We start from the raw sequence: 25,826 nt of genomic DNA, 5'->3' as shown, positions 1-25,826 counted from the left end.
ATGCCAACCGGCGAAAACAAAACCTCTTTTTGACTCCCCTAACGCGTTGTCGGCGTTAAGTAGGTGGGCTATCTTAATCATTTAAAAACTGACGTCAAGCGTTTATTTTTATTTGATTTTTTGCCCCGACATGGCCGCTGAGCGCTTGCCCTGTGTGCCGTGTCGATGGAGGCGCATTATAGCGACCCGGATCACACTGACAAGGGTTTTTCGCGTTTTTTATTTCGAGTGGACAATAATCCACCTAAAATGATGAATAACCAGCGATTTGAAACATTATAGCTACGCGCCTTTTACCAAGAAGTAACGCTGGTTGATTTTCTAAGAACCATTTAAGGGTACGCCGCTGCCAAATTGTCTTGCGTACCATCACTTTATTACTTGTATTAACGCTTATGACGCTTATGAAATCACCAATTGCTTTTGTATTGATTATCACCATCGCCATCCTCGGTGCCATTGTAGTAAACCTAATGAGTACGGTTTCTCCCGCTTTGGCTTTCGCTGCCGGTGCGGTTATCAGTGGTATTGCCTGCTTATATGCTCCTCAAGCCACAGTGACCGTTGCAACAAAAGAGGAAGAGCCCCCTCAGAGTAAGACGATTTATGTCGGCAACCTGCCCTATCGCGCCAATGAAAATGATGTGAAGTCCCTGTTTGGCGAGCATGGAGAAGTATTTGCGGTACGGTTAATGAAGGACAAGCGTACCGGTAAACGTCGTGGCTTTGGTTTTGTTGTGATGGCGGCTGCGCATGCAGATGATGCTATCGATGCCCTAAACAACAATGTTTACGGCGAGCGAACACTTAAAGTGCGTGAAGCGAACGATCCAAAAAAGCGGGAGCATAGCTAACGCGCTCTAGTCCAATCGAGCGGATATAATCAGACAAGGCGGCGGCTTTTATAGGCGTCGCCGTCGCGTATGCGCGATTGCCATCACTGTTATCGCTAGTGATAGATGCTTGCGGCGTGACCAATGAGGCAACACGACGTGCAATGGCACTGCCGGAGTCAACCAACTGGACCTGTTTACCCATCGCCGCCTGTATTTCATCATGTAAGAGTGGAAAGTGGGTACAGCCTAGCACCAAGACATCGATGTGCGAATCAAACGGTGCAAGTATGGCGCTAAGGTCTTGCTGATTCACCGCCTCCCCTCGCAGTTTACGCTCTGCCATATGTACTAATGCTGTTGTCCCTACCGAGACAATTCGGCAATCTTTGGCGAAATCTGCGATCAGTTGTGCCGTATAAGGCCGGCTGACGGTGGCTGGGGTCGCGAGCAGACCGATAGCTTTGTGTTGACTCAAAGCCGCCGCTGGCTTGATCGCTGGCACCACGCCAACAACCGGTATAGAGAGTGCGTCACGCAGTGTCGGCAGCACGAGTGTCGAGGCCGTATTACACGCGATGACGATGATATCGACTGCATGGCGCTCACAGGTTGCTTTGATCAGAGTAAGTACGCGATGCACTAGGCGTTGATCTTCTAATTCGCCATAAGGGAAAGCGGCATTGTCGAACAGGTAGGTATATTGAGCGCTCGGCAAGCTTGCCTTGATCGCTTGGTAGACAGATAAGCCTCCGACACCGGAGTCAAAGATCAGAATATGGGGTTGCGCCATGATCCAGCCACTCAATAAAAAAACGCCCTTATCATAACGATAAAGGCGTGATTAAAGCTAGTTTCGCCGTGAAACAGGCACTAGTACTGATAGTCTAACGTCATAAAATAGCCGCGTTCAGCTGACGGATAACCACCCGCGGTTTCGTAGTCTTTATCAAATACATTATCGACTTTACCTTTTACGGTCAGATTATCGGTCGCCTGATAGGAAGCAGTAATCGTCCACAGGCTATAGCTTCCCAACATCTCTCCACCGGAATAATCCAGACGTTCACTTTGATACTGCCACTGAGTACCGAGCTGCAGTCGCTCCCATTGGTAGGATGCATCCCACTTCGCTATCCGTTTAGCGCGACGTGCGAGCTGCTCGCCTGTTTTCTCATTTTTAGGGTCTTTATATTCTAACGATATGCGGTTATTTAAAGCGTGGACATCAAAGTTAGCAATAAACTCAACGCCTTCGATCTTAGCTTCGCCCACGTTTTGGTTCTGACCGTTGGGGTAACTACCTGCATACTGAATGAGATTATCAATGCGATTGATATAGCCGGTGAGTGACCAATCAACGTCAGCCGTCACACCACGAAGAGCAAGCTCGGTGTTGGATGATTCCTCCGGCTTGAGTGTTGCATTACCGCCCCATCCGTAAAGTTCAGTCAGACTTGGGGCCTTAAAAGCGGTGCCGTAGCTGGCGACCAATTGATACCCTTCCGCTATCGCAAGACCCGCGCTTGTCTGCCACGTCGTATGTTGTCCGTATTGTTCGTTATCATCCGAGCGTGCGCTTGCCTCAATAGATAGTGCCTCTACTGGACTAAATTGCGTTAAAAGGTAAGTGCCAAGGTTATCACGCGGGTTGATTGCAATATCATCGGGGTTGGTAATCAAGCTTCCTTCATTAAAGGTATCTTGACGATAATCCACACCACCACCAAGCAGCCAATCCTCCGTGGCTTGATACTGGAGTCCCAACGAGGTAGAGATTTGCTCAACATCTGAAGTTTTATTGTTTTTACGGTCACTGCCAGGGCTGTAGTCGAAGTTTTCTTGTTGGGAGATTTCTGCGCTGAGTGTTGCACTCCAGACATCAGAGCGATAGTTCAGCGTGCTGGCCAGTGCTTGGCTTTCTAACCAGCCATGTTTTAAGCTACCAAAATTATCGTAATCGTACTCATTCTGGTACCAGCGCCCCGTGATATCGGCCGACCAAGATGGATTCCAGCGATGACTGTATCCAAGCTGCGCATTGCGGCCGGTAAAACCATGCTGATCACCTTGGTTACTTGTCGTTGGATGAACATTGTATCCATCATTCGACTCATACCCAGCCGCACCAGAGAAGTGACCGTGATCGCCCAATTTTGTTGCCCATGCGCCACTAACAGCATGATGATCCAAACTGCCTACGGTCGCTGAGACATTGGCTCGCTCTTTATTGCTTTTGGTGATGATATTAATCACCCCGCCGATCGCGCTCGACCCATAAAGTGTGGCGCGTGCGCCGCGAATAATCTCAATACGCTCGATACTGTTTACTGGGATCTGATTAAAATCCACCGAGCCTTTGATGGATGACGCCATACGCATGCCATCAATCAAGACTAAAGAGTGGTCTGATTCCGTGCCGCGCATAAAAATAGAGGCAATTTGTCCACGGCCTCCGCTTTGAGCAATCTCGATGCTCGGCACCGTACGCAATACATCGACAAGGCTTCGCGCCTGCAAGCGCGCAATGTCTTGACGCGTTAAGATAGTTGCCGATTGCAACACTGAAGCATCTGACTGCTCAAACCGACTAGCAGTCACCACCACCGTTTCGGTATTTTGCTCGGCCCACGCGCTCACAGGGAGTAATGACGCCGCCACTAGGCTCGCCAAAATCTGTTTGTTCATTGGTTATTCCTTTCTATCGCGAGAATATGCAGCGTTATGCTGCGGGGCGGGCTGTGTTCGGACTTAAGAGCATGGCTTTTTCGCCGCCTACTGCTAACGACTTCCCATCGCATACTGTTAAACAGTATTGGCGACAGTGTCTGGCCTAGCGCCGAGTTAGGGTCGTTCTCTTACACCGCTGCGCGTCAGTTGCGGATTCTCACCGCATTCCAGTGACCAACAGGCTTATACTTGCTGATCGCGTACCCGCTCACGGATAGTAGCCGTCTAGATGGATATTGTCCATTGATAACCCTATTGAATAAAGGAGAATCGTGAGCAAGGGTGGACATGGCTGGGGATTTGTCTAAAATCTGCGCTCATTTTCCAATCGCTGAGGCAGCCATCATGACCAAGGCTCACACCGCCGTTGACTACGACACACAGCTTGCTGAGAAAGTCCAACGACTCACTACCCAACTCGCGCCGTTTCATGCGCCTGAGCTAGAGATCTTTCGCTCACCGGAAACCCACTATCGGATGCGCGCAGAGTTTCGAGTATGGCATGAAGGCGACGACCTGTATTACATCATGTTTGATCCTGCGACCAAGCAGAAGTATCGAGTCGATACCTTTCCTGCCGCAAGCCGTTTGATCAATGATTTGATGCCGCTATTGATGGATGCCATCAAGCCTAACGACGCGTTGCGACGTAAGCTCTTCCAAGTTGATTTTCTCTCCACTTTAAGCGGTGAGATCTTGGTGTCTTTGCTGTATCACCGCCAGCTAGACGAAGAGTGGGGCGAGGCCGCGCAAGCGCTTAAACAACGTTTGAACGATGAGGGCTTTAACCTCAACCTGATTGGCCGTGCGCGCAAGCAAAAGAAAGTGCTAGACCGCGACTACGTTTTGGAAAAACTCAATGCCGATGGTCAGACATTGATCTACCAGCAAATTGAAAACAGCTTTACCCAACCAAACGGGCCGGTGGCGGAGAAAATGCTGGAATGGGCCATTGATTGCACCCGCGATAGCCAAGGTGATTTGCTGGAGCTGTATTGTGGGAATGGCAACTTCTCACTGGCACTAGCGAAAAACTTTCGCCGCGTCCTCGCCACCGAGCTGGCGAAACCTTCGGTACAATCGGCGCAATACAATATTGCCGCCAACAACATCGACAATGTGCAAATTATTCGCATGTCTGCCGAAGAGTTCACTCAAGCGATCAATGGCGAGCGCGAATTCCGCCGCTTAAAAGACCAAGGGGTAACGCTGAGTGACTATCAGTGCAATACCATCTTTGTCGACCCTCCTCGTGCGGGCATGGATGATGAAACCTGCAAAATGGTGCAAGGTTACGATCGGATTTTATATATCTCCTGTAACCCTGAGACTTTGGTCGAGAACCTAGAACGCCTCAGCCAAACACACCGCATTAGTCGCTGTGCGCTGTTCGATCAATTCCCGTTCACCCACCATACCGAAGCGGGTGTGTGGTTGGAGCGTAAATAATTACAGGAAGCGAGTTCGTTACAACGTAAAAAGGCGTCTCTCGACGCCTTTTTTATTCACTCGTTTTAGTGTGCGATTCGCCGCGCAGGGCTCATACGTCAGAGGCTGTATCGTTTTTGGCTTTGCGGCTGAAAAAGCCCAGCTTATGACCCACCCAAAACGCCAATACCATAGCAACCAAAATCGAGAAGAAGTTACCGCCCAATTCTGGCATTTGCATACGCATGAACGCAGAGTACCCAAACGCACCCACTAAGAAACACGCAAACGCGATCAGCGGTGTGCCTTCAGTGAGGGGTTGGCGTTCATGCAATTGGTAACAAGCATGTACGGCCAACACAAACGCTAGAATGGGGAAAATAGAAAACGCCACACCACCGACAAATAGCGTGGCGAGAGTGGCACTGCCACAGATACCTGTGATCAATGACAGTACTAAGAATTTACGCTCAGATTTAACTTGCTCATGTTCCATGTTTTCACCTGTTATGACAGCTTTTTCTGTAATGCCCGCCGCTCACGATCTTTACGATACCAGTAAGCTCCCTTGGCTATCATGCGCAATTGTATCACCATTCGCTCGGCCAATTCTGCCCGTGAATGTGTATCAAGATCTAACGCTTCCGCGCCGGAGTTGAATACCAAGATCACGCAGGCTTCAGCCTGATTGTACGCTTCTTCATAGGTGAGCTGCGTGCGAGACTGCAAATACTCGGTCAATTCTGCGACAAAGTGCTGAATTTCTCGTGCTACAGCCGCACGGAACGCCGCTGAGGTACCTGAACGTTCGCGAAGCAGCAAGCGAAAAACGTTGGGGCTGCTTTCAACAAATTCCATAAAGGTTTCGACCGAGGTACGCACCACACTACCTTCTGCGGCAATACGCTGACGGGCTTGACGCATCAGCTGACGAAGCAGGAGCCCCCCCTCATCGACCATGGTTAATCCCAACTCATCCATGTCTTTAAAGTGGCGATAAAATGAGGTTGGCGCAATGCCTGCTTCACGCGCGACTTCTCGCAAACTCAAGCTCGAGAAGCTTCGCTCCGCACTCAATTGGCTAAAGGCCGCATCAATCAATGAGCGACGCGTCTTTTCTTTTTGTTCTGCTCGAATACCCATCACACTCAACCTGCCGTCATCATGGCGACACTATACGCATTTTTACGTCCTAAATCAGCCAAACACCCTCTTGAACAGCGCCTTGCGTTTTCCACGCGAACGTCCAGATCATGCAGGAAAGTTAACCTTACTGCCAATAAGCGTTAAACTGGTCATAAATGGATGTTGCAATAATGAAAATAAGGTTTGAATCCTATGAGCAAGTCGAATCCTCGCCCTGTTGATCATTTTGATGCGATCGTAATAGGGAGTGGCCCAGGCGGCGAAGGCGCGGCAATGGGGCTAACCAAGGCGGGCAAGCGCGTGGCCGTGATAGAACGCGAAAGCACTGTCGGTGGTGGCTGTACCCATTGGGGCACCATTCCTTCCAAAGCACTGCGTCACACCGTTAGTCGGATTATTGAATTTAATCAAAGCCCGATCTACACCCAGAATACCAAAAGTATTCACAGCACCTTCTCTCAAATCCTGAGCCATGCCGATTCCGTGATCGGCAAACAAACGCGCCTTCGTCAGGGTTTTTACGATCGCAATCAGTGCACGCTGCTCCATGGAATGGCGGAATTTGTTGACGCACATACTTTAGCCGTTCGCCACCCTGACGGCAGCAAAGAGCATTACACTGCCGATCATTTTGTGATTGCGACCGGCTCACGCCCTTATCAACCAGCCGATGTCGATTTTAGCCACGCACGTATTTACGACAGTGATTCAATTCTGTCACTCAAGCATGACCCGCGCCACGTGATTATTTATGGCGCAGGTGTCATTGGCAGCGAATATGCATCTATTTTTCGCGGGCTTGGCGTCAAAGTTGACTTAATCAATACCCGTGATCGCTTGTTGTCATTCTTGGATAACGAAATTTCCGATGCCCTGTCATACCATTTCTGGAATAGCGGGGTCCTGATCCGCAATGATGAAACCTATGAGCGCATTGAGGGCACAGATGACGGGGTCATTGTCCATCTTGCCTCAGGTAAAAAAATGAAAGCCGACTGCCTGCTCTATGCCAACGGTCGCACCGGTAACACAGATAAGTTGAATCTTGGTGCGGTGGGACTGACGCCCGACTCTCGCGGCCAGCTGAGCGTCGACGACAATTACTCGACCGAGGTTGACCATATTTATGCGGTTGGGGATGTGATTGGCTATCCAAGTTTGGCCAGCGCGGCCTATGATCAGGGACGGGTCGTCGCAGAAGCAATTAGCCAAGGCAATGCCAATGCACGCCTCATTGAACATATTCCCACCGGCATTTATACCATCCCAGAAATCAGTTCTGTGGGGAAAACGGAGCAAGAGCTCACGGCAGAGAAAGTCCCGTATGAAGTCGGGCGTTCGCAATTTAAACATCTCGCTCGCGCCCAAATTGCCGGGATGGATGTTGGCAGTTTAAAGATCCTCTTTCATCGCGATACCCGTGAGATTTTGGGGATCCACTGCTTTGGTGAACGCGCCTCGGAAATCATTCACATCGGCCAAGCGATTTTTGAGCAAAAAGGCGCCGGTAATACCATCGACTATTTCGTCAACACGACTTTTAACTACCCGACCATGGCCGAAGCGTACCGCGTTGCTGCACTCAACGGCTTAAATCGCTTGTTCTAAGCGGTACCAATCGCTGTCTCTTACCAAAAAACGGCACCTGACGGTGCCGTTTCGCGCGACTGTTACGATGCACGCAATATCGAGGACCAAGCGAGCGATTCATCACCCAGTACAATAAAGTTGGGGTTTTGCAACGAGTCACGCTCGTTATATGACAAGGGGTCCAACTCGGTACTTAAAATCCGCCCCCCTGCTTGTTCGACAATGCATTGGGTGGCTGCCGTATCCCACTCCCCAGTCGGACCTAGACGCAAATAACAATCTACCGCGCCTTCAGCGACCAAACACGCTTTCAATGCTGCGGACCCTAGTGGGACCAAATCATAGTTGATCTCAGGGGCGAGTTTTTCTGTCACGGCATGAATATCTTGACGGCGGCTAATAGCAATCGAGAGTGAGGTGATGGCCTCTTCTCGCTTCATTGTCGAGATGCGATGCATTTCGCCATCGGGGGTAATTTTCCACGCCCCTTTTTCTTGGCACGCATAATAAGTCACACCCGAGACAGGGGCATAGACCACTCCCATCACCGGATGGTTATTTTCCACCAGCGCAATAATGGTGGCAAAATCGCCACTCCCGGCAATAAACTCTTGGGTGCCATCCAATGGGTCAATCAACCAGTAACGCTGCCATTGCTGACGATCACTGAGCGGCACACCACAATCTTCTTCCGATAACACCGGAATATCCGGGGTTAACGCCGTCAGTTTCTCGGTGATCAGTTTGTGTGCAGCAAGATCCGCGCTGGTGACGGGGGTTTCATCGCTTTTGGTAATTTCTTCAAAATCACCGTCTTGGTAAATATCGAGAATCACTTGTCCCGCTGCGCGGGTAATTTCAATCACATCGGGCAACAACTCAGGCAGTGGCATGCCTCACCTCTCAGATTGTAAGTACTTCAGCGCCATCATTAGTGCGGTGATACTGCGCGCTTCACAGAAATCGCCGTGGGTCAGCAACTCCTCCGCTTGAGCTAATGGCCAACGGATCACCTCAAGTGGTTCGGGTTCATCCCCTTCCAAGGTTTCAGGATACAAATCACGTGCCAACATCAGTGTCATACGGCTTGAGAAGTACGACGGAGCCAGTACGACCTCTTTGAGTGGAATAAGCTCGCGGGCGCCCAAGCCTATTTCTTCTTTCAGTTCACGCACCGCTGCCTGCTCTGGCACTTCCCCTTTATCAATTAAGCCTTTTGGAAAGCCTAGCTCATATCGCTCCGTGCCAGCTGCATATTCTCGCACCAGCAACAAATCCCCCTGTTCGGTCAGCGGCACCATCATGACCGCATTACGGCCCGAAGGCTTCATGCGTTCATAGGTGCGATTTACGCCGTTACTAAACTGGAGGTCGAGCGATTCCACCTTAAATAAACGAGAAGCGGCAACCACTTGCTTAGACAGGATCTGGGGAGGTTTTCGCTGCGTCATATCCTATTTGCACCCTTTACTGATAAGCCTAACAGGCTTGATTAGCCTCGAAAAGAAAAGCGATAGCGCCCTTGTTGATCCGGCGCACCCAGCCAAGCAAGTGGCTCTTTCATTGGCGGTGGGAACGCGGCTTCCGGCTTGAGCCATCCTGAAACAGAGTATCGCCCCGACGGTGTGATTGACAATGAAAACTTATTACTCAGCGAGGAAGACGCACCTTGGCCTTCGGCGAGAATACCTTGCTGCTCACAACGGAGTGTGGCACTGGCTGGGATGTCCGCTAAACGCCCCATTGGCAAGCGTAATGCGGCTTGTTGCCACTGAAGCTGACCATCGAGTCGCTGACAGCCCGCCTCGGTAAAGGCCAGATCGCGTAATACCAGATCCACATGGCCTTCAATCGCCACATTGGCAGGGAGTGCCACAGAACTGGCAAGCAACTGGGCCGGTGCTGACACCAGCGCACGGGATAAAGAAACTGCATGACCATCAAAGCCCACAGTTGCTTTCCCTTTCACCCCCTCAGGGCTGCGAAGACGAATATCCGCTTCTAACGTTGCCGCAGTAAATAAACGGTGTACTTGAAGATCCCAACGAAGTGGACCGACGGTGTAATCTTGCCAGCGTATTTGCGCAATGCGTCCTTTCCACACTGTCCCCTCAATCGCGCCCACTTTAAGTTCAGGCGGTAAAGGGGCCAGACGCAATAGCGATGCGGGTGCGTGGATCACGGCGCTGAGTACAAAAACCAGCGTACAAGCTAAACCCAAGACTATTTTTTTCTTCATGACTATCGTTCTAATTGCAGGCGATTAACCTTCACAACCCCAGCGTTATCTGTCATTTCCGTATCAAGACGCACGACCTGAATACCATGTAAGCGAGCGAGTTGGTCGAGCCAACGCAAAAGTTGGTTAAATGGCAAGGGCTCGACACCCAATTGGACACTCGCCTCACCGGGCTGCAAGCGAGTAATAGTGACACTAAACTCCCCTGCGCTGGCCGCTACCACTTGGTTTAATGGCTGATTACTGCTGGTTGGTGCGCGACTGCTTGCACCTGACTGTGCGCGCAACTGAACAATTTGCTGATGCTTTTGCTGTACATCACTCAGCAAACGTCGCTCACTAGCAAGCGCTTCTCGCGCATTATTCGCTTCGGCTTGAATCGGCGCAATGATCCCCCAGTACAAGACGCTGAGTAGCATCACCAGTGCAGCCACCATTAATAAACGCTGCTCACGTTCACTGAGCGATTGCCAGCGTGCTTTTAACTGACTCATCATGATTCGCTCCTCAAGGTAAACTCACCACTTACGCTGTCACCATTTCGGTTGAGCTGCCCAAGCTCGGTCGTATAGTGCTCGCTCAGCAGGCCGCGCAGTCGCTCAAACTGTGCAAAATCGCTGCCAGAGGCTCGGATCACTAAGACTTCACGTGCTGCTTGATAACGTAACGCTTGCAGGTGAATACCGGGCGTTTTTTCTAGCATCGGCGCTAATTTCGCTAACCAAGGCAAAAGCGCAGCATTGTGTTGCTGTCCTTCAAGACGCGCAATTTCCGCATCCATCTGGCGAACCATGTACGATTGCGTCGGGATGCGCTGATACTGTGGCAACGTCTGGCGAAAGACAGACTCGCTCTGTGCACGTAGCGCTTCAGCCTGCTGTTGGGTATCACGAATCATCAGCCATTGTTCAACGCCCAATAAGGCGCTAATGGCTAACACTAAACAGGCGGCAGGCAATAAAGGTTTGAGCGTTTGCTTAGTCTGGCTTTGTGGCCGATAAGGCCCAGTTAGCAAGTTCGCAGACAGAGCATGACTTTGTGTCGCCAACAGCCCTATCACAGTGTCACAGGGATGCCACTTAGCCTCCGCCTCATCCAGTCCACTGACTGGCCAATCAAGGTCAAGATGGGAAGGACAATATCCATGTAAGGTGAGTGACGGGGCCTTGTCCTCGTCATCCGCATCCACCGGATCCTGTTCCAGCGCCTTTTGTTGTTGAGCTCGCCACGCGTGCGCCCAGAAACGAAGCCAGTCACGCGATCCCACCACACCTTGACTGTCATGATGCCGACACAGCCATTGCTCACCCAGTGGCGCAACCGTCAAATGATTTGTCTGCCACGGTAAACACAGCACATCGGGTAGCCATTGCCGCGCATGAATATCTGCATCCGCCAGCGCTTGCTGCCAGGCTTGCATTTTGTCGTGTGCTACCACCGCCACATGGGCAAGACTGCCCGAGACACTCAAAATACTGACGTGTACCCTGTCCACATCATCGGCCAATGCCTCTTCAAGTAAGTAAGGCACCACTTTATCGCGCTGACGCCGAGAGCCGGGCGGCAAGGTCACCGACCTGAGGGTCACCCAAGTGCTATCCACTAAGATCACCACACGCCGCGTTTGCGCTTGCTCCGTCAAAGCTGACAGATGATCGCATTCACCGGTCGCGGTGACCTGATTGTCACTCACACGCACCTGGGCCCAAAAGATCGGCTGGCTGGCATCACTGATCCTTATTATCAGTCGCTCGCTCACGCATTCCTCCAAAGCGACGACGCACCACGGTTGTGGTGCCATCGTCTTGATAGTGCAATAACGCCTGAATGTGACGTTGGGCAGACGCCACGGTCACATCGGCCTGTAATAAAAAAAACTCGCTGGTCACCGTGAGATGTGGGATCACCTGCTCACGGGCTTTGTCATCGAACTCACTCAGGTTTAACACCGCCATAAAGGCGTCGACATTTTTCCACCCAGCATCAGGGCGCTGTGCGATCACCTGTTTGGCTTGTTCTATCGACAGCGCAGGGGTAAACAGCGCCGCCAGCAAAGGCGCCTGCTTATCCGTCAGTGTATTGACATTGATTTTCAGCTCCGCACTGGGAATCGCACAAACCTGAGCGGATAAACGCTGAAAGACCTGTGCATTGACTCCTTTGACCGCACGCCACTCGCTACGGTCGGCTAACACGGCATCCGCCGTCACATAGGGAGGACGTAAACTCTCATAGTGGGCATCTTCGGCCCCGAGCGACTGATCCAGTTGATTGTTTTCATCGACAAAGTCTCGCGTAGATTGGGCAATCACATCCGCTTGGTACTCATCATCGACCCCACTGCCGACCAAGGCTCTGAGTACCGTCACTTCATAGGGCACCGCACTGCCTAGGGTCGCGCCACGCAGCTGCAAGCTATTCAAATTAAAGCAGGCTTGTGCATCTCGTAAGTGACCACTTACTGTGCCACCTTCTAGCGGAAAGCTGCGCTCTTTCTCGGCCCAACTTTGACTTAAATTCACCGTGTCACTGCCAGATAAACTGTCTCGCAGCACCGCTGCGGCAAGCCCTTCAACGGCCATGCCGTACCAATAGGCTTGCTGAAAATGAAGCTGATTTTCCGCGCGGTTGTAATTAGTAAATAAGCGCGATGCCATGCTACCGGCTATCGCTGTCATTAACGCCATGATCAACATCACGACCAAGAGCGCTGTACCGCGTTGACGACTCATTCTGCCTCCCGCTGTAGCGCTGCAGGCAGCGTTTGTCCGGCCAATAAATACGTCCGTACTAGCTGGCCATAGCGAGGATGGGTAAAACGCAGTTGAATGGCATCGGGCAGTGCGTGAGGGGTATCAAAACTGCTCTGCCAATTTCCTTTCACGTTAAAGCGGAAGGTGAGATCATCAATATCATCCAGCAATGTCATCACCGCCGGTTGTTCACCGGCAGCCTGATCCGGATAGCGCCAACGTAACCGCTCCAACTTGCCATCTCGCTGGCGATAACCCACCGCCACCACTTCGCTACGCGGAAAACGATACTGGGGATTAATCCAACCGGTACGGGTAAAGCGCACGCCCATGGCATCCCCGCCCAGCACCTCTTTGCCTGCGGTTAGTAATTGCTCACTGGGGGCTTGACCATCCATACGCTGGCGTCGGGCGGCCATTTGGCGAAAATCACTGTCCATGATCACCAGTGCACGCTGTAATTGTTGCAACGTTTCTCCCACTTGGCGCGATTGCTCGTCACTGCGCTGCACCGTCTGTAGCACTTGATACGCAGTCAGGCTAATGCTGGCGAAGACCACCAGCGCCAGCAACACTTCCAGTAAGGTAAACCCCTTTTCAGCGCGTGGCGACATAGGTCCTCACGGTTACCAGTGGATTGTCTGTCGATTTTGGGTGGCTTTGTCCGGCACCTTGCCGCTCAGCACTACCTCAGCCAACTGATTGTCAGCCACCATCGCCGCCAAGGTTTTTTGCTCCAGGCGACTTAGTGAGCGGGTATGCTGCCCAGTGGCTTTCATCACACTGAGCGCGGCAACCGCAAAAATGGCCACTGCAACCAGCACTTCCAGTAACGTCATCCCATGTTGGGTCTTAGGCATCATCCACCCTCCTCGGCCCGCTGCCAGCGAAATTGCGCCAGTTCATTGGCCTTTAATTGCCACATGGCACGACCGTCGGTTTCGATGGTGAGCGTAAAGGGAGTGATTTCGCCATTCGGTAATAGCCAAATCTGAGGGGGCGCCACAGCGGTTTCACCGTCTTCTTCAAACATGTTTTCGAACAGCGGTTTGTCTTCAAATAACCGGTCTTGCTGCTGCCAACCAAAGCCATCCATACTTAACGCAAAGCGGCTTTGTTCAGGCAAGGTCCCTTGGGTTGCCCAACGATCACTGCTAACCGTTTGCCAGTTTTCTTCGCCTAACTTCAGCAATTGATAATCATGGTTGTTGATCCGCACCCCGTAAGTCTGCCCTTCCAGCCAACTTTGCTCTGCCCATAACTTAATGCGCTGATACAAAGCTTGGCCGGCTTGCTCGGTCCGGGTGTCAACAGGCTCAGGCCACACCATCACCACGCCTGAGGCGCTGACGGCAATAATCACCACCACCAACAGGATTTCGAGTAACGTGAAGCCCGCCGCCTGACGCATGTTATTGCAGCTCGTTCAGGTTCCAGTTACCAATATCTTGATTGATTCCTTCACCGCCTTCTTGCCCATCCGCGCCTAGCGAGAACACATCAATCACACCATGCTCACCTGGGCTCACATAGCGATAGTCATTGTTCCAAGGGTCTTTAGGCAAACGCTTGATATAACCTTGTGCCGGATAGTTACGTGGCACGGGTTCACTTTGTGGCTTGGTCACAAGTGCATCAAGTCCTTGGTCGGTGGTGGGGTACTGGTTATTGTCCAGTTTGTACATATCCAGCGCATTTTCGAGCGCGCTGACATCTGCGATCGCCTTTTTCACTGCTGCTTTATCTTTGTTGCCCAATAAGTTCGGGGCGACAAAGCTGGCTAGCAAACCAATGATGACCACCACGACCATCACCTCGAGAAGCGTAAAACCTTGTTGACGACGCATCTTGTTCTCCTTGTTTATTATCATAAAATCACAACCCCACCATGTTGTTCATGGCAATAATTGGCATCAAAGTGGCGACGACAATAAAGAGCACCAGACCTGCCATGAGCACGATCATCAGCGGCCCAAACACACCTAATGCCACGTTCACCTGCGCCTCAAAATCTTTATCTTGGTTGTCCGCCGCCCGTGTGAGCATGGATTCAAGTTCCCCACTGCGTTCACCGCTGGCAATCATATGCAACATCATGGGCGGAAAAAGCCCAGATTGATCCAGTGCCACTCGCAAGCTGGCACCTTCTCGCACCTTATCCGCGGCCTCGAGCACTCGGGTACGCACATACTGGTTAGTAATCACCTGTGCGGCGACCTTCATACCATCCAAAAGCGGAATTGCACTGGCAGTACAAATCGCAAGAGTGCGTGCAAAGCGCGATGTGTTGAGGCCTCGTGCAACACGGCCCAAGACCGGTAACGACAACTTTTGTTTGTCCCACGCCAATCGCCGTTGCTTGTCCTTCAGCAATGTGCGTATTCCCACACTGAGTAAGACAAGGGCACCCACGACCCAAATTCCCCATTGAGTAATAAAATCACTAGCGTTGAGGAGAAACTGTGTCGATGCGGGTAAGGATTGGCCGGTTTGAACAAACTGGCCAACGATGTCAGGCACCACGGTCGCCAACAAAAAGGCGACAATCACCACAGAGAAAAACGTCAAAATGGCGGGATAAAGCATCGCTTGTAGTAGGGTTGATTGAATGCGCTGACGATTTTCCACATAGTCCGCCAATCGCTCCAGCACCGTGCCCAAATGACCGGCTTTTTCACCCGCCGCAATCATGGCACGGTACAGTTCATCAAACACTTGCGGATAATCGGCTAGCGCATCAGCAAGGGTATAGCCTTCCATCACCCGCGCGCGCACACTGGTCATCATACTGCCAATACGCGGCTTCTCCGCTTGCTCCGCCACCGCCCGTAAACACTCTTCCAGTGGCATCGCAGCCTCAATCAAGGTCGCCAATTGACGCGTGATCAACGACAGCTCTTGGGTGCTAATACCGCGATTGCGTGATGAAAACAAAGGCCGCGACGTCTCGGTCTTTTGCTGGCTACGCTTGCGTGTGGTCGCGTTGACCACCAATGGCGTCAGCCCTTTGTCACGGAGCTGCTGGCGCGCCTGTCGAGGCGTATCCGCTTCAATCACACCTTTGCGTTTACGCCCTCGCGTATCTAAAGCTTGGTAATCAAACGCCGCCATCAGGTCTCCTTGGTGACTCGCATCACTTCTTCAAGCGTGGTTTTCCCTTGTAGCACTTTGGCCAGTCCGTCGTAGCGGATACTCGGACTCTGTGCGCGCACCGCTTGTTCAATCGCATGCTCACCCGCATCGTGATGAATCAGTGCTTGCACCTTCTCGTCGACCGTCAGCAGTTCATGAATCCCCGTTCGGCCCTTGTAACCTTTGTGGTGACAACGCGAACAGCCCCCCGCTTTATACAAGGTGACGTTATCGCCAGGCTGAGCCAACCCCACATCCACAAACAATTGCTGCTGGCTGGCATCGGCTTGATAAGGGATACGGCAATCGCTGCAAAGAGTGCGAACCAAGCGCTGTGCTAGCACGCCAAGCAAGGAGGAGGAAAGCAAAAAGGGCTCGATGCCCATATCGCGCAAACGTGTTACCGCCCCAATGGCGGTGTTGGTGTGTAAAGTCGACATCACCAAGTGACCAGTGAGAGACGCTTGCACGGCGATTTGAGCGGTTTCTAAGTCGCGGATTTCCCCCACCATAACCACGTCAGGATCTTGACGCAGCATGGCACGCAACCCTCGCGCAAAGGTCATATCGACCTTAGGATTAACTTGAGTCTGCCCGATACCGGGAAGATCAAATTCGATCGGATCTTCTACCGTAAGAATATTGCGATCTTCACTGTTAATGGTTTGTAAGCCCGCATACAGCGTGGTCGATTTCCCCGACCCCGTTGGGCCCGTGACCAGTAAGATCCCATGCGGTTTATGAATAAGATGACGGAAGTTCTCGTGCAATTCAGGCACCATCCCCAACTGAGCCAAGTCGAGTTGTACCGCGTTTTTATCGAGCAAACGCATCACCACACGCTCACCGTGAGAGGACGGCATAGTTGATACCCGCACATCGACGGCGCGACCGCCGATGCGGACCGAGATGCGACCATCTTGTGGCACACGCTTTTCGGCAATATCGAGTTTGGCCATCACTTTGACACGTGATACCAGCAAGGGGGCTAACTTGCGGCTCGGCGATAAGACTTCGCGCAACACCCCATCGACACGAAAACGAATCGACAATGCATGCTCAAAGGTTTCGATATGGATATCCGAGGCACTTTCCTTGATCGCTTCACCCAGCATGGCGTTAATCAACTTGATGATAGGGGCGTCGTCCTCCGACTCAAGCAAATCCTCGCTCTGCGGCAACTCTTCGGCCAATGAGAAGAAATCATCACTGTCTGCATCGGCGCCAATGTCAGCCATCAGCTGCTGCGCATCCGCACTGTCTCGCTGATAGAGTACCGTCAATTGCTGCTCAAAATAGGCCTCATCCACAGTTTCTGGCACTAAGCACGCACCCCATAACCGTTGCACTTCAACCAAGGTCTCAGGAGCCACCGACGGCAAACACAATAATCGTGCCTGCGAGGCATCGGTCTGAATTAACACCCCATGACGACGCGCAAAGCCAAACGGTAACTGCCATTTACTCTCTGGCTCGTTCGCGAGTGCGGCCGTTCGATCCATCATCCTGCCAGCTCCGCTTGTAATGCACGTACTTCGGCCGGCATCACCGCATCACTCTTATAATCAGGTAACACAGGTTTTTGCGCATCTGGCATCAATTTGACCCCATCTTGTGCGCGCAGCAGTTGTTCGGCACGGATGTAATTATATTTACGCTGTGTCACACCATCTGCGGTTAAGCCGGTACGAATAATGGTGGGCTTGATAAACAGCATGAGGTTTTTCTTTTCTGTCCCCGTAGAAGTGGATTTAAACAAATGCCCCAGCACCGGAATATCTCCCAATAAAGGCACTTTGGACTCACTTTCTACAGTACGCTCATCAATCAAACCGCTGAGCACAATCATTTGCTGATCGCCCACCATCACTGACGTGTTTAATTGGCGTTTACCAAAGCGCACATCCACGGCGCCACTGGCCCCCAAGACATTCGACACCTCTTGCTCAATATCCAAGAGCACCGCAGAGCCTTCATTAATTTGTGGGGTAACTTTTAGTTTGATACCCACATCTTTACGCTCGACGGTTTGGAACGGGTTATCGTTATTCGAACCGGTCCGTGAACCGGTAATCACAGGGACTTCCTCACCGACAATAAACGACGCTTCTTGATTATCCAGCACCATCAAGTTGGGTGAAGAAAGGATATTGGATTCGTTATTCGAGGCCACCGCAGTCACCAACGCGGTCCAATCTCCCATAATGACCCCGGCGGCAATACCATTTAATCCACCTAACACTTCATTGAGCGCGGAGTAATCACCTGACTCTTTGATTTCAATAGTTTTTTCTTCACCGTCAATGATCCGCGTTTCGGTACGTGTCCTGTCTTTGGTCGCCTCTAATCCACCGAGATAACTCGATACACCAACTCCTGTATTGGTGAACTGAATGCCACCATTTTCAAGCGAGCCCCACTGGATGCCTAAATTGGCGCCATCAGACTCTGACATCTCTACGATTAGTGCTTCAATCAGTACTTGCGCACGACGAATATCCAGCTGAGAGATCACACTTTCCAAGGTTTTGAGGATATCGGGCGGCGCAGTGATCACCAACGAGTTGGTGCCTTGGTGCGAAGAAATTTGTACCGCTTGCTTTTGGGCACCCGGTTTACTCTTCTCTTCTTTTTCTTTCAGTAAGTTATCTGATACACCTTGGAGAACTTCAACCACATCTTCCGCTTTGGCGTAGCGCAGGTAAATAACTCGACTGTTGCCTGTGGTCGCCATTTCCTGATCAAGCTGTCTGATCAGCTTTTTCACTCGTTCGCGTACTTTAGGTTCACCCGAGACCAAAACGGCATTTAAGCGCTCATCAGCGACAAAGCGTGGTTTAAGGAGATCGGGGGCATTATTGGCGTTGTCTCGCTCATTTAGCGCTTCAACAATCCGTACCATTTCTGCGGCAGAGGCGTGATCTAAACGCACCACTTCCACCTCTTTATCGCCGGCTTGATCCACTCGACGGATAATGTCAGTCAAGCGATTTACGACCGCTGCACGCCCAGTAATCATGATCACATTAGCCGGATCGTAGTGAACTACGTTACCCGCTCCCGCATTGTTAATCAGCTGACGCAACAAAGGGGATAGCTCACGTACTGACACATTTTTTACCGCGACTACGCGAGTGACAACTTCATCCCCCACCACACTATCGTCTTCACCGACCACAGGTACCGGTGAGGTTTTGGCATCTTTGTCGCGGACCACTTTAACGACACCATTTTCCATCTCGACCACGGCAAAGCCATACACTTCGAGTACGTTTAAGAAAAACTGATAGTACTGTTCATCGGTCAGGGTATCGTAACTACGGACATTGATGGTGCCACGAACCGAGGGATCAACAATGATGGTTTTTTCGAGATTACGGCCAACGATCTCAATAAATTCCTGAATATCTGTGCCCTTAAAAGAGGCACTAAACTCAGCGGCGCCGGCTGGGATACCAGAAAAGAGAAGGCTCGCGGCCATCAGATAGGGGATCAGTCGTTGTTTTCCCTTCACGTCACACTCCTACGGCCGCTGACGGCGAACGCTGTGGATTAAAGTTGAATCGAGATGTCATGTTGTTGTCCTTGTCGCTCGATAACCAAGTCAAGCGATCCCTGTTGTTGAATGCGTCCTAGAATATCAGGCAGTGCTGCGGACTGACTTAACGTCAGGCCATTGATAGCGACAGCAATATCCCCTGCCTGTAAGCCGGATTGCTCAAAAAAGATTGGATTGCGTCCCGGTGTGAGGCGAAAGCCCTTCATTTGATCGCCTTCGCGCACTTGTGACAGCTGCACAAAGTCAAATAAGCGTTGCGGGTTCTGACTAAGCTGCTGCGCTAAGTCGGCAGGCCAGTCAGGGCTGGTCTGCCGCTTGGTCGCCATCGACTTTGGGGGCGTCGACGCATCAGTAGGGGAGGAAAAAACGGTCTGCGGTGTACTATCTGCATCGACCCCTGGCATAAGGAGCGCTTCGCGTCTTGACCCTTGGCGTAATATCACCCGATCGGATAAGACTTGATCGACACTGACTTGGGTCCCTTTCACCTGCTCACCCACACCGTAAGTCACTTGACGGCCGCCGTTCGCGATCACGGCCAATGCACGCTTAGGATCGTTACTGGCCACCACGCCAACCAAAGTTAGGCGTAGCCGGGTTTCGGGCACATTGGTCACCGCATGTTGCGTGGGTTGGGCGGCCGCTTGGTAACGCCCAAACAATTGGGCATTGACGATAGGTGCCAACGAAAAAGGGTCCGTCGCAGCACGAGAGGACGACGCCGACTGGCTTGCTGCAGGCAATACAGGTGCAGGTGCAGGCGCATAAAACGCCCACACCATTCGCCCAGCTAACCAAGCCAGTACGAGAAACAGTAAAATGTTTAGCCACGTCGCGAGCCGTGTCACTTGCTGCGGTGACACAGTAAACGTGCCATGCTGGCGTCCTGCCTTACGCATCATCCCTTCCAAACCAAATTGAGTCACCGAGTGTCCATTGATGGCTTTTTTTGCCATCAAGTTCCATCATTAGATTACGAAAAGCTGGGCATACTAGCAAAAACACGATGTGATATTGAGAATTTTTCATTTTTGTCGTAACCCCACATCCTAACGAAGGCAGCACATTTAGGTCGGATTATACCTCGACGCTGTGATACTGCTCTAAAGGAATTTTTGTGCTAATGTCGCCCATCCGGATTGCGCAGGAGTTGAGTCATGAAAACACACGCATCGGCGCCCTTGACGGCAGTCAGGCTAGACAAGTGGCTATGGGCCGCTCGGTTCTACAAAACACGGTCAATCGCACGCAACATGATTGACGGCGGCAAGGTGCATTATAATGGCCAGCGCGCCAAACCTAGCAAAATGGTTGAAGTAGGTGCTGAGATCCGACTTCGGCAAGGACACGAAGAAAAAACCATTACTGTATTAGAATTATCAGAGCAGCGTCAGGGCGCGCCGATTGCGCAAACGCTGTATCAAGAAACCCAAAACAGTATCAAACAGCGTGAGCACAACACGGAAATGCGTCGCTTACACGCACACAATCCGCGCCCAGAAAGCCGGCCGGATAAGAAACAACGCCGAGATATTCGTAAGTTTAAACAAGGCATAGAGTAAGGCCGATCCCACTAACCAGGCCCTAAGCCGGAGAGAGATTGCATGTCAAACGATCAACTACACCGTTACCTATTTAAAGATGTGTCTGTGCGTGGTGAGCTGGTCAAGCTCGATGAAACCTATCAACGCATCTTGGAAAACCAAGATTACCCTGCGCCCGTCCAAGCGCTACTGGGGGAGATGCTTGTCGCCACCAGCTTGCTCACTGCCACCTTAAAATTTGAAGGCTCGATTACCGTGCAACTGCAAGGTGACGGTCCGGTATCCCTGGCGGTAATCAATGGTGATCACCAGCAGCAACTGCGCGGTACCGCACGCCTGAAAGGCGACATCAAAGCCGATGCTACCCTACCTGAGATGCTCGGTAAGGGGCAGCTCATTATCACCATCGAACCGGTCGACGGCGAACGCTATCAAGGCATTGTGGGCTTAGACTCGGATCATCTGCAAGGCTGCCTTGAAGACTACTTTGCGCGTTCAGAGCAACTGGAAACGCGACTTTGGTTGCGCACCGGTGAGTTTGATGGCAAACGTCACGCGGCCGGAATGATGCTGCAAGTGCTACCTGACGGCAAAGGGGACGATAACGACTTTGACCATTTGGCGAAGCTGACTGAAACCGTTAAAAATGATGAATTATTTGGCCTTGACGCAAAAGATGTCCTTTATCGTCTATATCACCAAGAAAGCGTGACCGTTTTCGATCCTCAGTCAGTATGCTTCAAATGCAGCTGCTCACGCGAGCGAAGTGCACAAGCGATAGCCGCCATAGAGCGCAGCGAAGTCGATAAAATGATTGCAGAAATGGGCACGATTCGTTTGCACTGTGATTATTGCGGCAGTGATTATGCGTTTGACAGCGTCGATGTCGCGGCCATCTTTGAGCAAAACGCCGATTCATCGTCACAAATGCAGTGAAAAACGTGCTACATATTTAGTTGCATAAAACAAAGAAACCCAACTTAGTTCAAAAGCCAGCATCAAGCTGGCTTTTTTCTTGGTCTCCTCGGACACATCTCACATTTTTTTGCGCATTAATTTTGTACAAACAATAAGAGCTCTGTGGGTAGCGCAAACGTTTAACTAAGCGTTACCATAGAGGGAGTCACGTCACCTGGTGGTCAGTACCCTACAATCAAAATAGCCCTAGTGTGCGTGCGGTAATTTTTTGCAGTAACTCCCTGAATGGCACTATTCAGGTTGCTAGCATAAAGACAGTTAACAACATCTTACCCCAAGGAGCACCTATGACTGTCCTAAACGTCGAATCCGAAGTCGCCGGCATCGATCTTTCCCGTCATGGTCTGGAAAATGTCAAAGAAGTCATTCGCAATCCCTCTTATGAACAGCTGTTCGAAGAAGAAACCAAACCTGGGCTGGAAGGCTATGAAAAAGGCGTGGTGACTGAGCTCGGCGCTGTGGCGGTGGATACCGGTATTTTTACTGGCCGCTCACCGAAAGACAAATACATTGTGCGTGATGACACCACCCGCGATACCGTGTGGTGGTCCGATCAAGGGAAAAACGATAACAAGCCGATTGATCACGCCGTTTGGAAAGATTTAAAAGCCTTGGTTACCCAGCAACTCTCTGGCAAACGTCTGTTTGTGATTGATGGCTACTGCGGTGCCAACCCTAACACACGTTTACGGATCCGTGTGATCACCGAAGTGGCGTGGCAAGCGCACTTTGTGAAAAACATGTTTATCCGTCCTACCGATGAAGAGCTAAAAGACTTTGAGCCAGACTTCGTGGTCATGAACGGTGCTAAATGCGTCAACAATAAATGGCGCGAGCATGGTTTGAACTCGGAAAACTTCACGGTCTTCAATCTTACCGAGCGCATGCAGCTTATCGGCGGGACATGGTACGGTGGCGAGATGAAAAAAGGCATGTTCGCCATGATGAATTATTTCTTGCCCTTGCAAGACATCGCATCCATGCACTGCTCGGCAAATATGGGCAAAGACGGCGACGTCGCGATTTTCTTCGGCCTATCTGGCACGGGTAAAACAACCCTCTCCACCGATCCGAAGCGTCAGCTGATTGGCGACGACGAACACGGCTGGGACGATCATGGTGTGTTTAACTTTGAAGGCGGCTGCTATGCAAAAACCATTAAGCTGTCCAAAGAAGCAGAGCCCGATATTTACAATGCCATTCGCCGCGATGCGCTGCTTGAAAACGTCACCGTACGCGGTGATGGCCGTATCGACTTTGACGATAACTCCAAAACCGAAAACACCCGAGTGTCTTACCCGATTTATCACATCGATAATATCGTTAAGCCAGTGTCGAAAGGCGGACATGCCAACAAGGTGATCTTCCTCTCCGCGGATGCGTTTGGCGTGCTACCGCCGGTGTCTAAACTGACGCCTGAGCAGACCAAGTATCACTTCCTGTCAGGCTTTACCGCCAAGCTGGCCGGCACTGAGCGTGGTATTACAGAGCCAACCCCCACCTTCTCAGCTGCTTTCGGGGCCGCATTCTTGACCTTGCACCCAACCAAGTATGCAGAAGTGTTGGTCAAACGTATGGAAGCGGCAGGTGCAGAAGCCTACCTAGTGAATACTGGTTGGAACGGCTCAGGCAAGCGTATTTCGATTAAAGATACCCGCGCCATTATTGACGCTATCTTAGATGGTTCGATTGAGAAAGCAGAAACGAAGACGATTCCTATCTTCAATCTCACCGTGCCCGTCTCACTCGACGAGGTCAACGATGGCATCCTTGACCCGCGTGACACCTATGTTGATCCACTCCAGTGGGAAAGCAAAGCGAAGGACCTTGCCCAACGCTTTATCGATAATTTCGACAAGTATACCGACACCCCAGAAGGGGCTGCTTTGGTTTCAGCCGGGCCTCAGCTCGACTAAATCATCCCACTTACGCCCCATAGCAATATGGGGCGTACTTTTTGCCTAGCAGTTGAATTTAGGCCACTTTTGCGCCAGTCTTAATCCATTCATCGTCACCGTTTCTCGCTCCGATAGGATTTGCCCATGCGCATCCTGGCCAAACTGTTTGCCAGCTTGATCATCCTGATTGTCACCGCGCTTTTCGTGGTTGTGGTGCTTCTGCATACCCGTTACAGCACACCTGTCTTTAATGCCTTCGCCCAGACCCTGTTACCCGGTAAACTCACCGTGGCACAAGTGGGGTATCACTGGCGCTCACCACTGCAACTGACATTGATCCAACCGGATTATCAAGCCTCCCAAACCGATTGGCATGCGGACAAACTACAACTTTATATAGACCCCGCGACCTTTCCACACATTGCTTGGCTACGCATTGATGGTATGGATATTGACCTTGATGCGCTGGACGCCAACCCATTGCAGGAATTACCTCAAGGGCTGACTATTGGTCGAGTGCTACTAAGTGATGTCACCCTACACACGCCGCACTGGCAAGCCACCAATGTACGTGCACAACTCGATAATTGGCAAAAAGGCTCCCAAGCCTATGGCACAGTGAAAGGACGAGCACAATGGGAAATAGGCTCGCTTAACGGACAAGGTATCGCCTTAACCCAGTTACTACTGGATGCGAAACCGAGTGACCAAGGGTGGGAAATTCTGGGCGCCTCGATGCAGTGGCAACGCGCTGCAATCAGTGCGCAGGGCCATTGGCAACCCGGCACCCTCTCGCTCGAGCAACTCACTATCAGCGATGCGGTGATTGATAGCGAGCAAACCCGCCAGATCCTCGCGCAAGCACTCGCGGCTTGGCCTCACGATACCGTGTTAACCGTCGCCCGTGCCGACGTAAGACAACTCAGCGCAGAAACGCATCTCCTGTCGGTGAACCAGTTAACCTTCTCGGCGCAAAATCTTCGTTTCGCCCCCAACGCGCCTTGGTGGTATCAACCGGCGATGCGATTGTCATTCAACGCCGATTATCTACGCTGGCAAGGCCAAACTTGGGAACAGCCGCTGGGTGATATCGAGTGGAGAGATAACACAGTGATCGTCAATCAGCTCACCAGCCAATTGCAGGAGGGCTTTTTTGCTGTGTCTGGCCAATTCACCCAGAACAATTGGCAAATAGACCGTTTTCAAGCCAACGGTTTAACCCTCTCTCGCCAAGAGCTTGATCCCCTTCAAGCCCTGTTACCCGGTATACCGACCCAACTGAGTATCACTAGTTTACAGCTAAAGCATAACGAGTGGCTCAACTTATCCCCTGACTTTGCCACCAAAATCAGTGGCATTGATGTGGATGGCCAATCTCTTGAGATCCGCGATGGCGAGCTGGTCAATGGTCTCATTACAGCCAGCGCCAACCATGCAAGTATTAACCAGCAGTGGCTCGCAGAGCCCTACCTACGTCTTGAGGCTCATGATCGTAAGCTTCAGCTGCACCAATTTTTACTGGGTTTTCCCGATGGCCAACTAGCGCTGTCTGGGCAAATCAATCTCGCCGCACCGAGCCAACCTTGGTCACTGGCCGTTGACGGTTTGCAAATTCCCTTGTCCATTTACCATGCTTGGTTCGATTGGCCACTACCGCTAGACGGCTTTCACGATATTGAGGGGCAATGGTCAGGGCTGGCGGGAGACGCACACAGTTTTAAGGTGGGGTTGAACGGTCAGTTAGCCGTCACTTTTCTCGATAGCGCTGCGGCGCAAACCGACCTATCTGTAGATGAGCCTTGGTCTATTCGGCTCGCACACTGGTTGAAAGGGGAGACGGTCCCGCCTGAGGAAAGCCGCTTAGTTCCGCTACCCTTTGCATCGCTGACGCTCAATGCCGATCGCGGTGACATTCGCGCCACGCTCAGCGGCGAGCAAACCCTGTCACTCCGCTGGCCGATTTATCAAGCGACAGAGCCTAACCTCAGCGAATAAG

Annotated in this window: 25 protein-coding genes and 1 riboswitch; of the genes, 7 read left to right on the top strand and 18 right to left on the bottom strand. The window is 51.5% G+C overall.

All coding sequences use genetic code 11. The features are described from left to right. Nucleotides 1-404 precede the first annotated feature (404 nt). On the top strand, nt 405-854 hold the full coding sequence (locus BZJ17_RS06660) for an RNA-binding protein (RefSeq protein ID WP_077458406.1): 450 nt from the start codon (nt 405-407) through the stop codon (nt 852-854). On the opposite strand, the gene murI is transcribed toward BZJ17_RS06660, so the two are convergent. After that, nucleotides 808-1,626, bottom strand: a complete 819-nt coding sequence (gene murI, locus BZJ17_RS06655; RefSeq protein WP_077640183.1) for a glutamate racemase — start codon at nt 1,624-1,626, stop codon at nt 808-810. The two genes, BZJ17_RS06660 and murI, sit on opposite strands and share 47 nt — an antisense overlap. 80 nt (nt 1,627-1,706) lie before the next feature. Then, nucleotides 1,707-3,521 (bottom strand): TonB-dependent receptor, encoded by a 1,815-nt coding sequence (locus BZJ17_RS06650; RefSeq protein ID WP_077640182.1) that lies wholly within the window; start codon nt 3,519-3,521, stop codon nt 1,707-1,709. A 31-nt stretch (nt 3,522-3,552) separates the two neighbouring features. After that, nucleotides 3,553-3,786: riboswitch (cobalamin riboswitch) on the bottom strand. Nucleotides 3,787-3,908: 122 nt separating this feature from the next. Between BZJ17_RS06650 and trmA the strand changes: the two genes are divergently transcribed. Further along, the gene (gene trmA, locus BZJ17_RS06645) at nt 3,909-5,012 is read left to right on the top strand and encodes a tRNA (uridine(54)-C5)-methyltransferase TrmA (protein WP_077640189.1); all 1,104 of its coding nucleotides are present in this window, start codon (nt 3,909-3,911) and stop codon (nt 5,010-5,012) included. Nucleotides 5,013-5,103: 91 nt separating this feature from the next. On the opposite strand, the gene BZJ17_RS06640 is transcribed toward trmA, so the two are convergent. Continuing rightward, on the bottom strand, nt 5,104-5,487 hold the full coding sequence (locus BZJ17_RS06640) for a YijD family membrane protein (protein ID WP_069586865.1): 384 nt from the start codon (nt 5,485-5,487) through the stop codon (nt 5,104-5,106). Nucleotides 5,488-5,498: 11 nt separating this feature from the next. Next, nucleotides 5,499-6,134 carry an HTH-type transcriptional repressor FabR gene (fabR, locus tag BZJ17_RS06635; protein WP_069586866.1) on the bottom strand — a complete coding sequence of 212 codons (636 nt, stop codon included), beginning with the start codon at nt 6,132-6,134 and terminating at the stop codon, nt 5,499-5,501. 195 nt (nt 6,135-6,329) lie between these two features. Here fabR and sthA point away from each other — a divergent pair, with 195 nt between their 5' ends. Then, nucleotides 6,330-7,745 (top strand): Si-specific NAD(P)(+) transhydrogenase, encoded by a 1,416-nt coding sequence (sthA, locus tag BZJ17_RS06630; protein ID WP_077640181.1) that lies wholly within the window; start codon nt 6,330-6,332, stop codon nt 7,743-7,745. Nucleotides 7,746-7,807: 62 nt separating this feature from the next. Here sthA and cysQ read toward each other — a convergent pair whose 3' ends face one another. The 14 genes from cysQ to gspC form a co-directional block, all read right to left on the bottom strand. Then, on the bottom strand, nt 7,808-8,620 hold the full coding sequence (gene cysQ / locus BZJ17_RS06625; RefSeq protein WP_069591221.1) for a 3'(2'),5'-bisphosphate nucleotidase CysQ: 813 nt from the start codon (nt 8,618-8,620) through the stop codon (nt 7,808-7,810). 3 nt (nt 8,621-8,623) lie between these two features. Continuing rightward, nucleotides 8,624-9,178: an ADP compounds hydrolase NudE gene (gene nudE, locus BZJ17_RS06620; RefSeq protein ID WP_069591222.1), complete on the bottom strand. Its 555-nt coding sequence runs from the start codon at nt 9,176-9,178 to the stop codon at nt 8,624-8,626. 41 nt (nt 9,179-9,219) lie between these two features. Continuing rightward, the gene (locus tag BZJ17_RS06615; protein ID WP_077640180.1) at nt 9,220-9,966 is read right to left on the bottom strand and encodes a type II secretion system protein N; all 747 of its coding nucleotides are present in this window, start codon (nt 9,964-9,966) and stop codon (nt 9,220-9,222) included. A gap of 2 nt (nt 9,967-9,968) precedes the next feature. Next, nucleotides 9,969-10,463 carry a type II secretion system protein M gene (locus BZJ17_RS06610; protein ID WP_077640179.1) on the bottom strand — a complete coding sequence of 165 codons (495 nt, stop codon included), beginning with the start codon at nt 10,461-10,463 and terminating at the stop codon, nt 9,969-9,971. Next, the gene (gene gspL, locus BZJ17_RS06605) at nt 10,460-11,725 is read right to left on the bottom strand and encodes a type II secretion system protein GspL (RefSeq protein WP_157893168.1); all 1,266 of its coding nucleotides are present in this window, start codon (nt 11,723-11,725) and stop codon (nt 10,460-10,462) included. The genes BZJ17_RS06610 and gspL overlap by 4 nt, the downstream gene beginning before the upstream one ends. Continuing rightward, nucleotides 11,694-12,698 carry a type II secretion system minor pseudopilin GspK gene (gspK, locus tag BZJ17_RS06600; RefSeq protein WP_077455741.1) on the bottom strand — a complete coding sequence of 335 codons (1,005 nt, stop codon included), beginning with the start codon at nt 12,696-12,698 and terminating at the stop codon, nt 11,694-11,696. The genes gspL and gspK overlap by 32 nt, the downstream gene beginning before the upstream one ends. Further along, on the bottom strand, nt 12,695-13,333 hold the full coding sequence (gene gspJ / locus BZJ17_RS06595) for a type II secretion system minor pseudopilin GspJ (RefSeq protein WP_069591227.1): 639 nt from the start codon (nt 13,331-13,333) through the stop codon (nt 12,695-12,697). Before gspJ ends, gspK begins: the two co-directional genes overlap by 4 nt. 12 nt (nt 13,334-13,345) lie before the next feature. Continuing rightward, nucleotides 13,346-13,579: a type II secretion system minor pseudopilin GspI gene (gspI, locus tag BZJ17_RS06590; protein ID WP_077640188.1), complete on the bottom strand. Its 234-nt coding sequence runs from the start codon at nt 13,577-13,579 to the stop codon at nt 13,346-13,348. Then, nucleotides 13,579-14,130, bottom strand: a complete 552-nt coding sequence (gspH, locus tag BZJ17_RS06585; RefSeq protein WP_077640177.1) for a type II secretion system minor pseudopilin GspH — start codon at nt 14,128-14,130, stop codon at nt 13,579-13,581. The genes gspI and gspH overlap by 1 nt, the downstream gene beginning before the upstream one ends. Nucleotide 14,131: 1 nt before the next feature. Next, nucleotides 14,132-14,590, bottom strand: a complete 459-nt coding sequence (gspG, locus tag BZJ17_RS06580; RefSeq protein WP_077480046.1) for a type II secretion system major pseudopilin GspG — start codon at nt 14,588-14,590, stop codon at nt 14,132-14,134. A 4-nt stretch (nt 14,591-14,594) separates the two neighbouring features. Next, on the bottom strand, nt 14,595-15,830 hold the full coding sequence (gene gspF / locus BZJ17_RS06575; RefSeq protein WP_077640176.1) for a type II secretion system inner membrane protein GspF: 1,236 nt from the start codon (nt 15,828-15,830) through the stop codon (nt 14,595-14,597). Next, nucleotides 15,830-17,353: a type II secretion system ATPase GspE gene (gspE, locus tag BZJ17_RS06570; protein ID WP_108743789.1), complete on the bottom strand. Its 1,524-nt coding sequence runs from the start codon at nt 17,351-17,353 to the stop codon at nt 15,830-15,832. Before gspE ends, gspF begins: the two co-directional genes overlap by 1 nt. Beyond that, on the bottom strand, nt 17,353-19,332 hold the full coding sequence (gene gspD / locus BZJ17_RS06565) for a type II secretion system secretin GspD (RefSeq protein ID WP_077640187.1): 1,980 nt from the start codon (nt 19,330-19,332) through the stop codon (nt 17,353-17,355). The genes gspE and gspD overlap by 1 nt, the downstream gene beginning before the upstream one ends. A 71-nt stretch (nt 19,333-19,403) precedes the next feature. Continuing rightward, complete coding sequence (gene gspC, locus BZJ17_RS06560) at nt 19,404-20,366, bottom strand: type II secretion system protein GspC (protein WP_077640174.1); 963 nt, start codon at nt 20,364-20,366, stop codon at nt 19,404-19,406. Nucleotides 20,367-20,567: 201 nt separating this feature from the next. Here gspC and hslR point away from each other — a divergent pair, with 201 nt between their 5' ends. From hslR to BZJ17_RS06540, 4 genes are all read left to right on the top strand, one after another. Further along, on the top strand, nt 20,568-20,972 hold the full coding sequence (hslR, locus tag BZJ17_RS06555; protein WP_077640173.1) for a ribosome-associated heat shock protein Hsp15: 405 nt from the start codon (nt 20,568-20,570) through the stop codon (nt 20,970-20,972). Nucleotides 20,973-21,014: 42 nt separating this feature from the next. Continuing rightward, the gene (gene hslO, locus BZJ17_RS06550; RefSeq protein ID WP_069591237.1) at nt 21,015-21,890 is read left to right on the top strand and encodes an Hsp33 family molecular chaperone HslO; all 876 of its coding nucleotides are present in this window, start codon (nt 21,015-21,017) and stop codon (nt 21,888-21,890) included. Between the two features lie 329 nt (nt 21,891-22,219). Continuing rightward, on the top strand, nt 22,220-23,848 hold the full coding sequence (gene pckA, locus BZJ17_RS06545; protein WP_069591238.1) for a phosphoenolpyruvate carboxykinase (ATP): 1,629 nt from the start codon (nt 22,220-22,222) through the stop codon (nt 23,846-23,848). A gap of 126 nt (nt 23,849-23,974) precedes the next feature. Beyond that, nucleotides 23,975-25,825: an AsmA family protein gene (locus BZJ17_RS06540; protein WP_077640172.1), complete on the top strand. Its 1,851-nt coding sequence runs from the start codon at nt 23,975-23,977 to the stop codon at nt 25,823-25,825. Nucleotide 25,826 lies beyond the last annotated feature (1 nt).

The sequence above is a fragment of the Salinivibrio sp. IB574 genome, assembly GCF_001996205.1.
GTDB classification, from domain to species: domain Bacteria; phylum Pseudomonadota; class Gammaproteobacteria; order Enterobacterales; family Vibrionaceae; genus Salinivibrio; species Salinivibrio proteolyticus.
The sequence above is the reverse complement of the archived record's forward strand: the minus strand, read 5'-3'. Positions and strand labels throughout refer to the sequence as shown.

Excerpts from the sequence above, each read along its gene's own strand:
- trmA (WP_077640189.1), top strand. The coding sequence starts at position 3,909 with ATGACCAAGGCTCACACCGCCGTTGACTACGACACACAGCTTGCTGAG.
- hslO (WP_069591237.1), top strand. The coding sequence starts at position 21,015 with ATGTCAAACGATCAACTACACCGTTACCTATTTAAAGATGTGTCTGTG.
- gspK (WP_077455741.1), bottom strand. The coding sequence starts at position 12,698 with ATGAGTCGTCAACGCGGTACAGCGCTCTTGGTCGTGATGTTGATCATG.
- gspI (WP_077640188.1), bottom strand. The coding sequence starts at position 13,579 with ATGCCTAAGACCCAACATGGGATGACGTTACTGGAAGTGCTGGTTGCA.
- BZJ17_RS06650 (WP_077640182.1), bottom strand. The coding sequence starts at position 3,521 with ATGAACAAACAGATTTTGGCGAGCCTAGTGGCGGCGTCATTACTCCCT.
- fabR (WP_069586866.1), bottom strand. The coding sequence starts at position 6,134 with ATGGGTATTCGAGCAGAACAAAAAGAAAAGACGCGTCGCTCATTGATT.
- BZJ17_RS06610 (WP_077640179.1), bottom strand. The coding sequence starts at position 10,463 with ATGATGAGTCAGTTAAAAGCACGCTGGCAATCGCTCAGTGAACGTGAG.
- BZJ17_RS06615 (WP_077640180.1), bottom strand. The coding sequence starts at position 9,966 with ATGAAGAAAAAAATAGTCTTGGGTTTAGCTTGTACGCTGGTTTTTGTA.
- pckA (WP_069591238.1), top strand. The coding sequence starts at position 22,220 with ATGACTGTCCTAAACGTCGAATCCGAAGTCGCCGGCATCGATCTTTCC.
- gspJ (WP_069591227.1), bottom strand. The coding sequence starts at position 13,333 with ATGTCGCCACGCGCTGAAAAGGGGTTTACCTTACTGGAAGTGTTGCTG.
- BZJ17_RS06640 (WP_069586865.1), bottom strand. The coding sequence starts at position 5,487 with ATGGAACATGAGCAAGTTAAATCTGAGCGTAAATTCTTAGTACTGTCA.
- nudE (WP_069591222.1), bottom strand. The coding sequence starts at position 9,178 with ATGACGCAGCGAAAACCTCCCCAGATCCTGTCTAAGCAAGTGGTTGCC.
- hslR (WP_077640173.1), top strand. The coding sequence starts at position 20,568 with ATGAAAACACACGCATCGGCGCCCTTGACGGCAGTCAGGCTAGACAAG.
- gspD (WP_077640187.1), bottom strand. The coding sequence starts at position 19,332 with ATGGCCGCGAGCCTTCTCTTTTCTGGTATCCCAGCCGGCGCCGCTGAG.
- gspG (WP_077480046.1), bottom strand. The coding sequence starts at position 14,590 with ATGATAATAAACAAGGAGAACAAGATGCGTCGTCAACAAGGTTTTACG.
- gspH (WP_077640177.1), bottom strand. The coding sequence starts at position 14,130 with ATGCGTCAGGCGGCGGGCTTCACGTTACTCGAAATCCTGTTGGTGGTG.
- gspE (WP_108743789.1), bottom strand. The coding sequence starts at position 17,353 with ATGGATCGAACGGCCGCACTCGCGAACGAGCCAGAGAGTAAATGGCAG.
- BZJ17_RS06540 (WP_077640172.1), top strand. The coding sequence starts at position 23,975 with ATGCGCATCCTGGCCAAACTGTTTGCCAGCTTGATCATCCTGATTGTC.
- murI (WP_077640183.1), bottom strand. The coding sequence starts at position 1,626 with ATGGCGCAACCCCATATTCTGATCTTTGACTCCGGTGTCGGAGGCTTA.
- sthA (WP_077640181.1), top strand. The coding sequence starts at position 6,330 with ATGAGCAAGTCGAATCCTCGCCCTGTTGATCATTTTGATGCGATCGTA.
- gspC (WP_077640174.1), bottom strand. The coding sequence starts at position 20,366 with ATGGCAAAAAAAGCCATCAATGGACACTCGGTGACTCAATTTGGTTTG.
- BZJ17_RS06660 (WP_077458406.1), top strand. The coding sequence starts at position 405 with ATGAAATCACCAATTGCTTTTGTATTGATTATCACCATCGCCATCCTC.
- gspF (WP_077640176.1), bottom strand. The coding sequence starts at position 15,830 with ATGGCGGCGTTTGATTACCAAGCTTTAGATACGCGAGGGCGTAAACGC.
- cysQ (WP_069591221.1), bottom strand. The coding sequence starts at position 8,620 with ATGCCACTGCCTGAGTTGTTGCCCGATGTGATTGAAATTACCCGCGCA.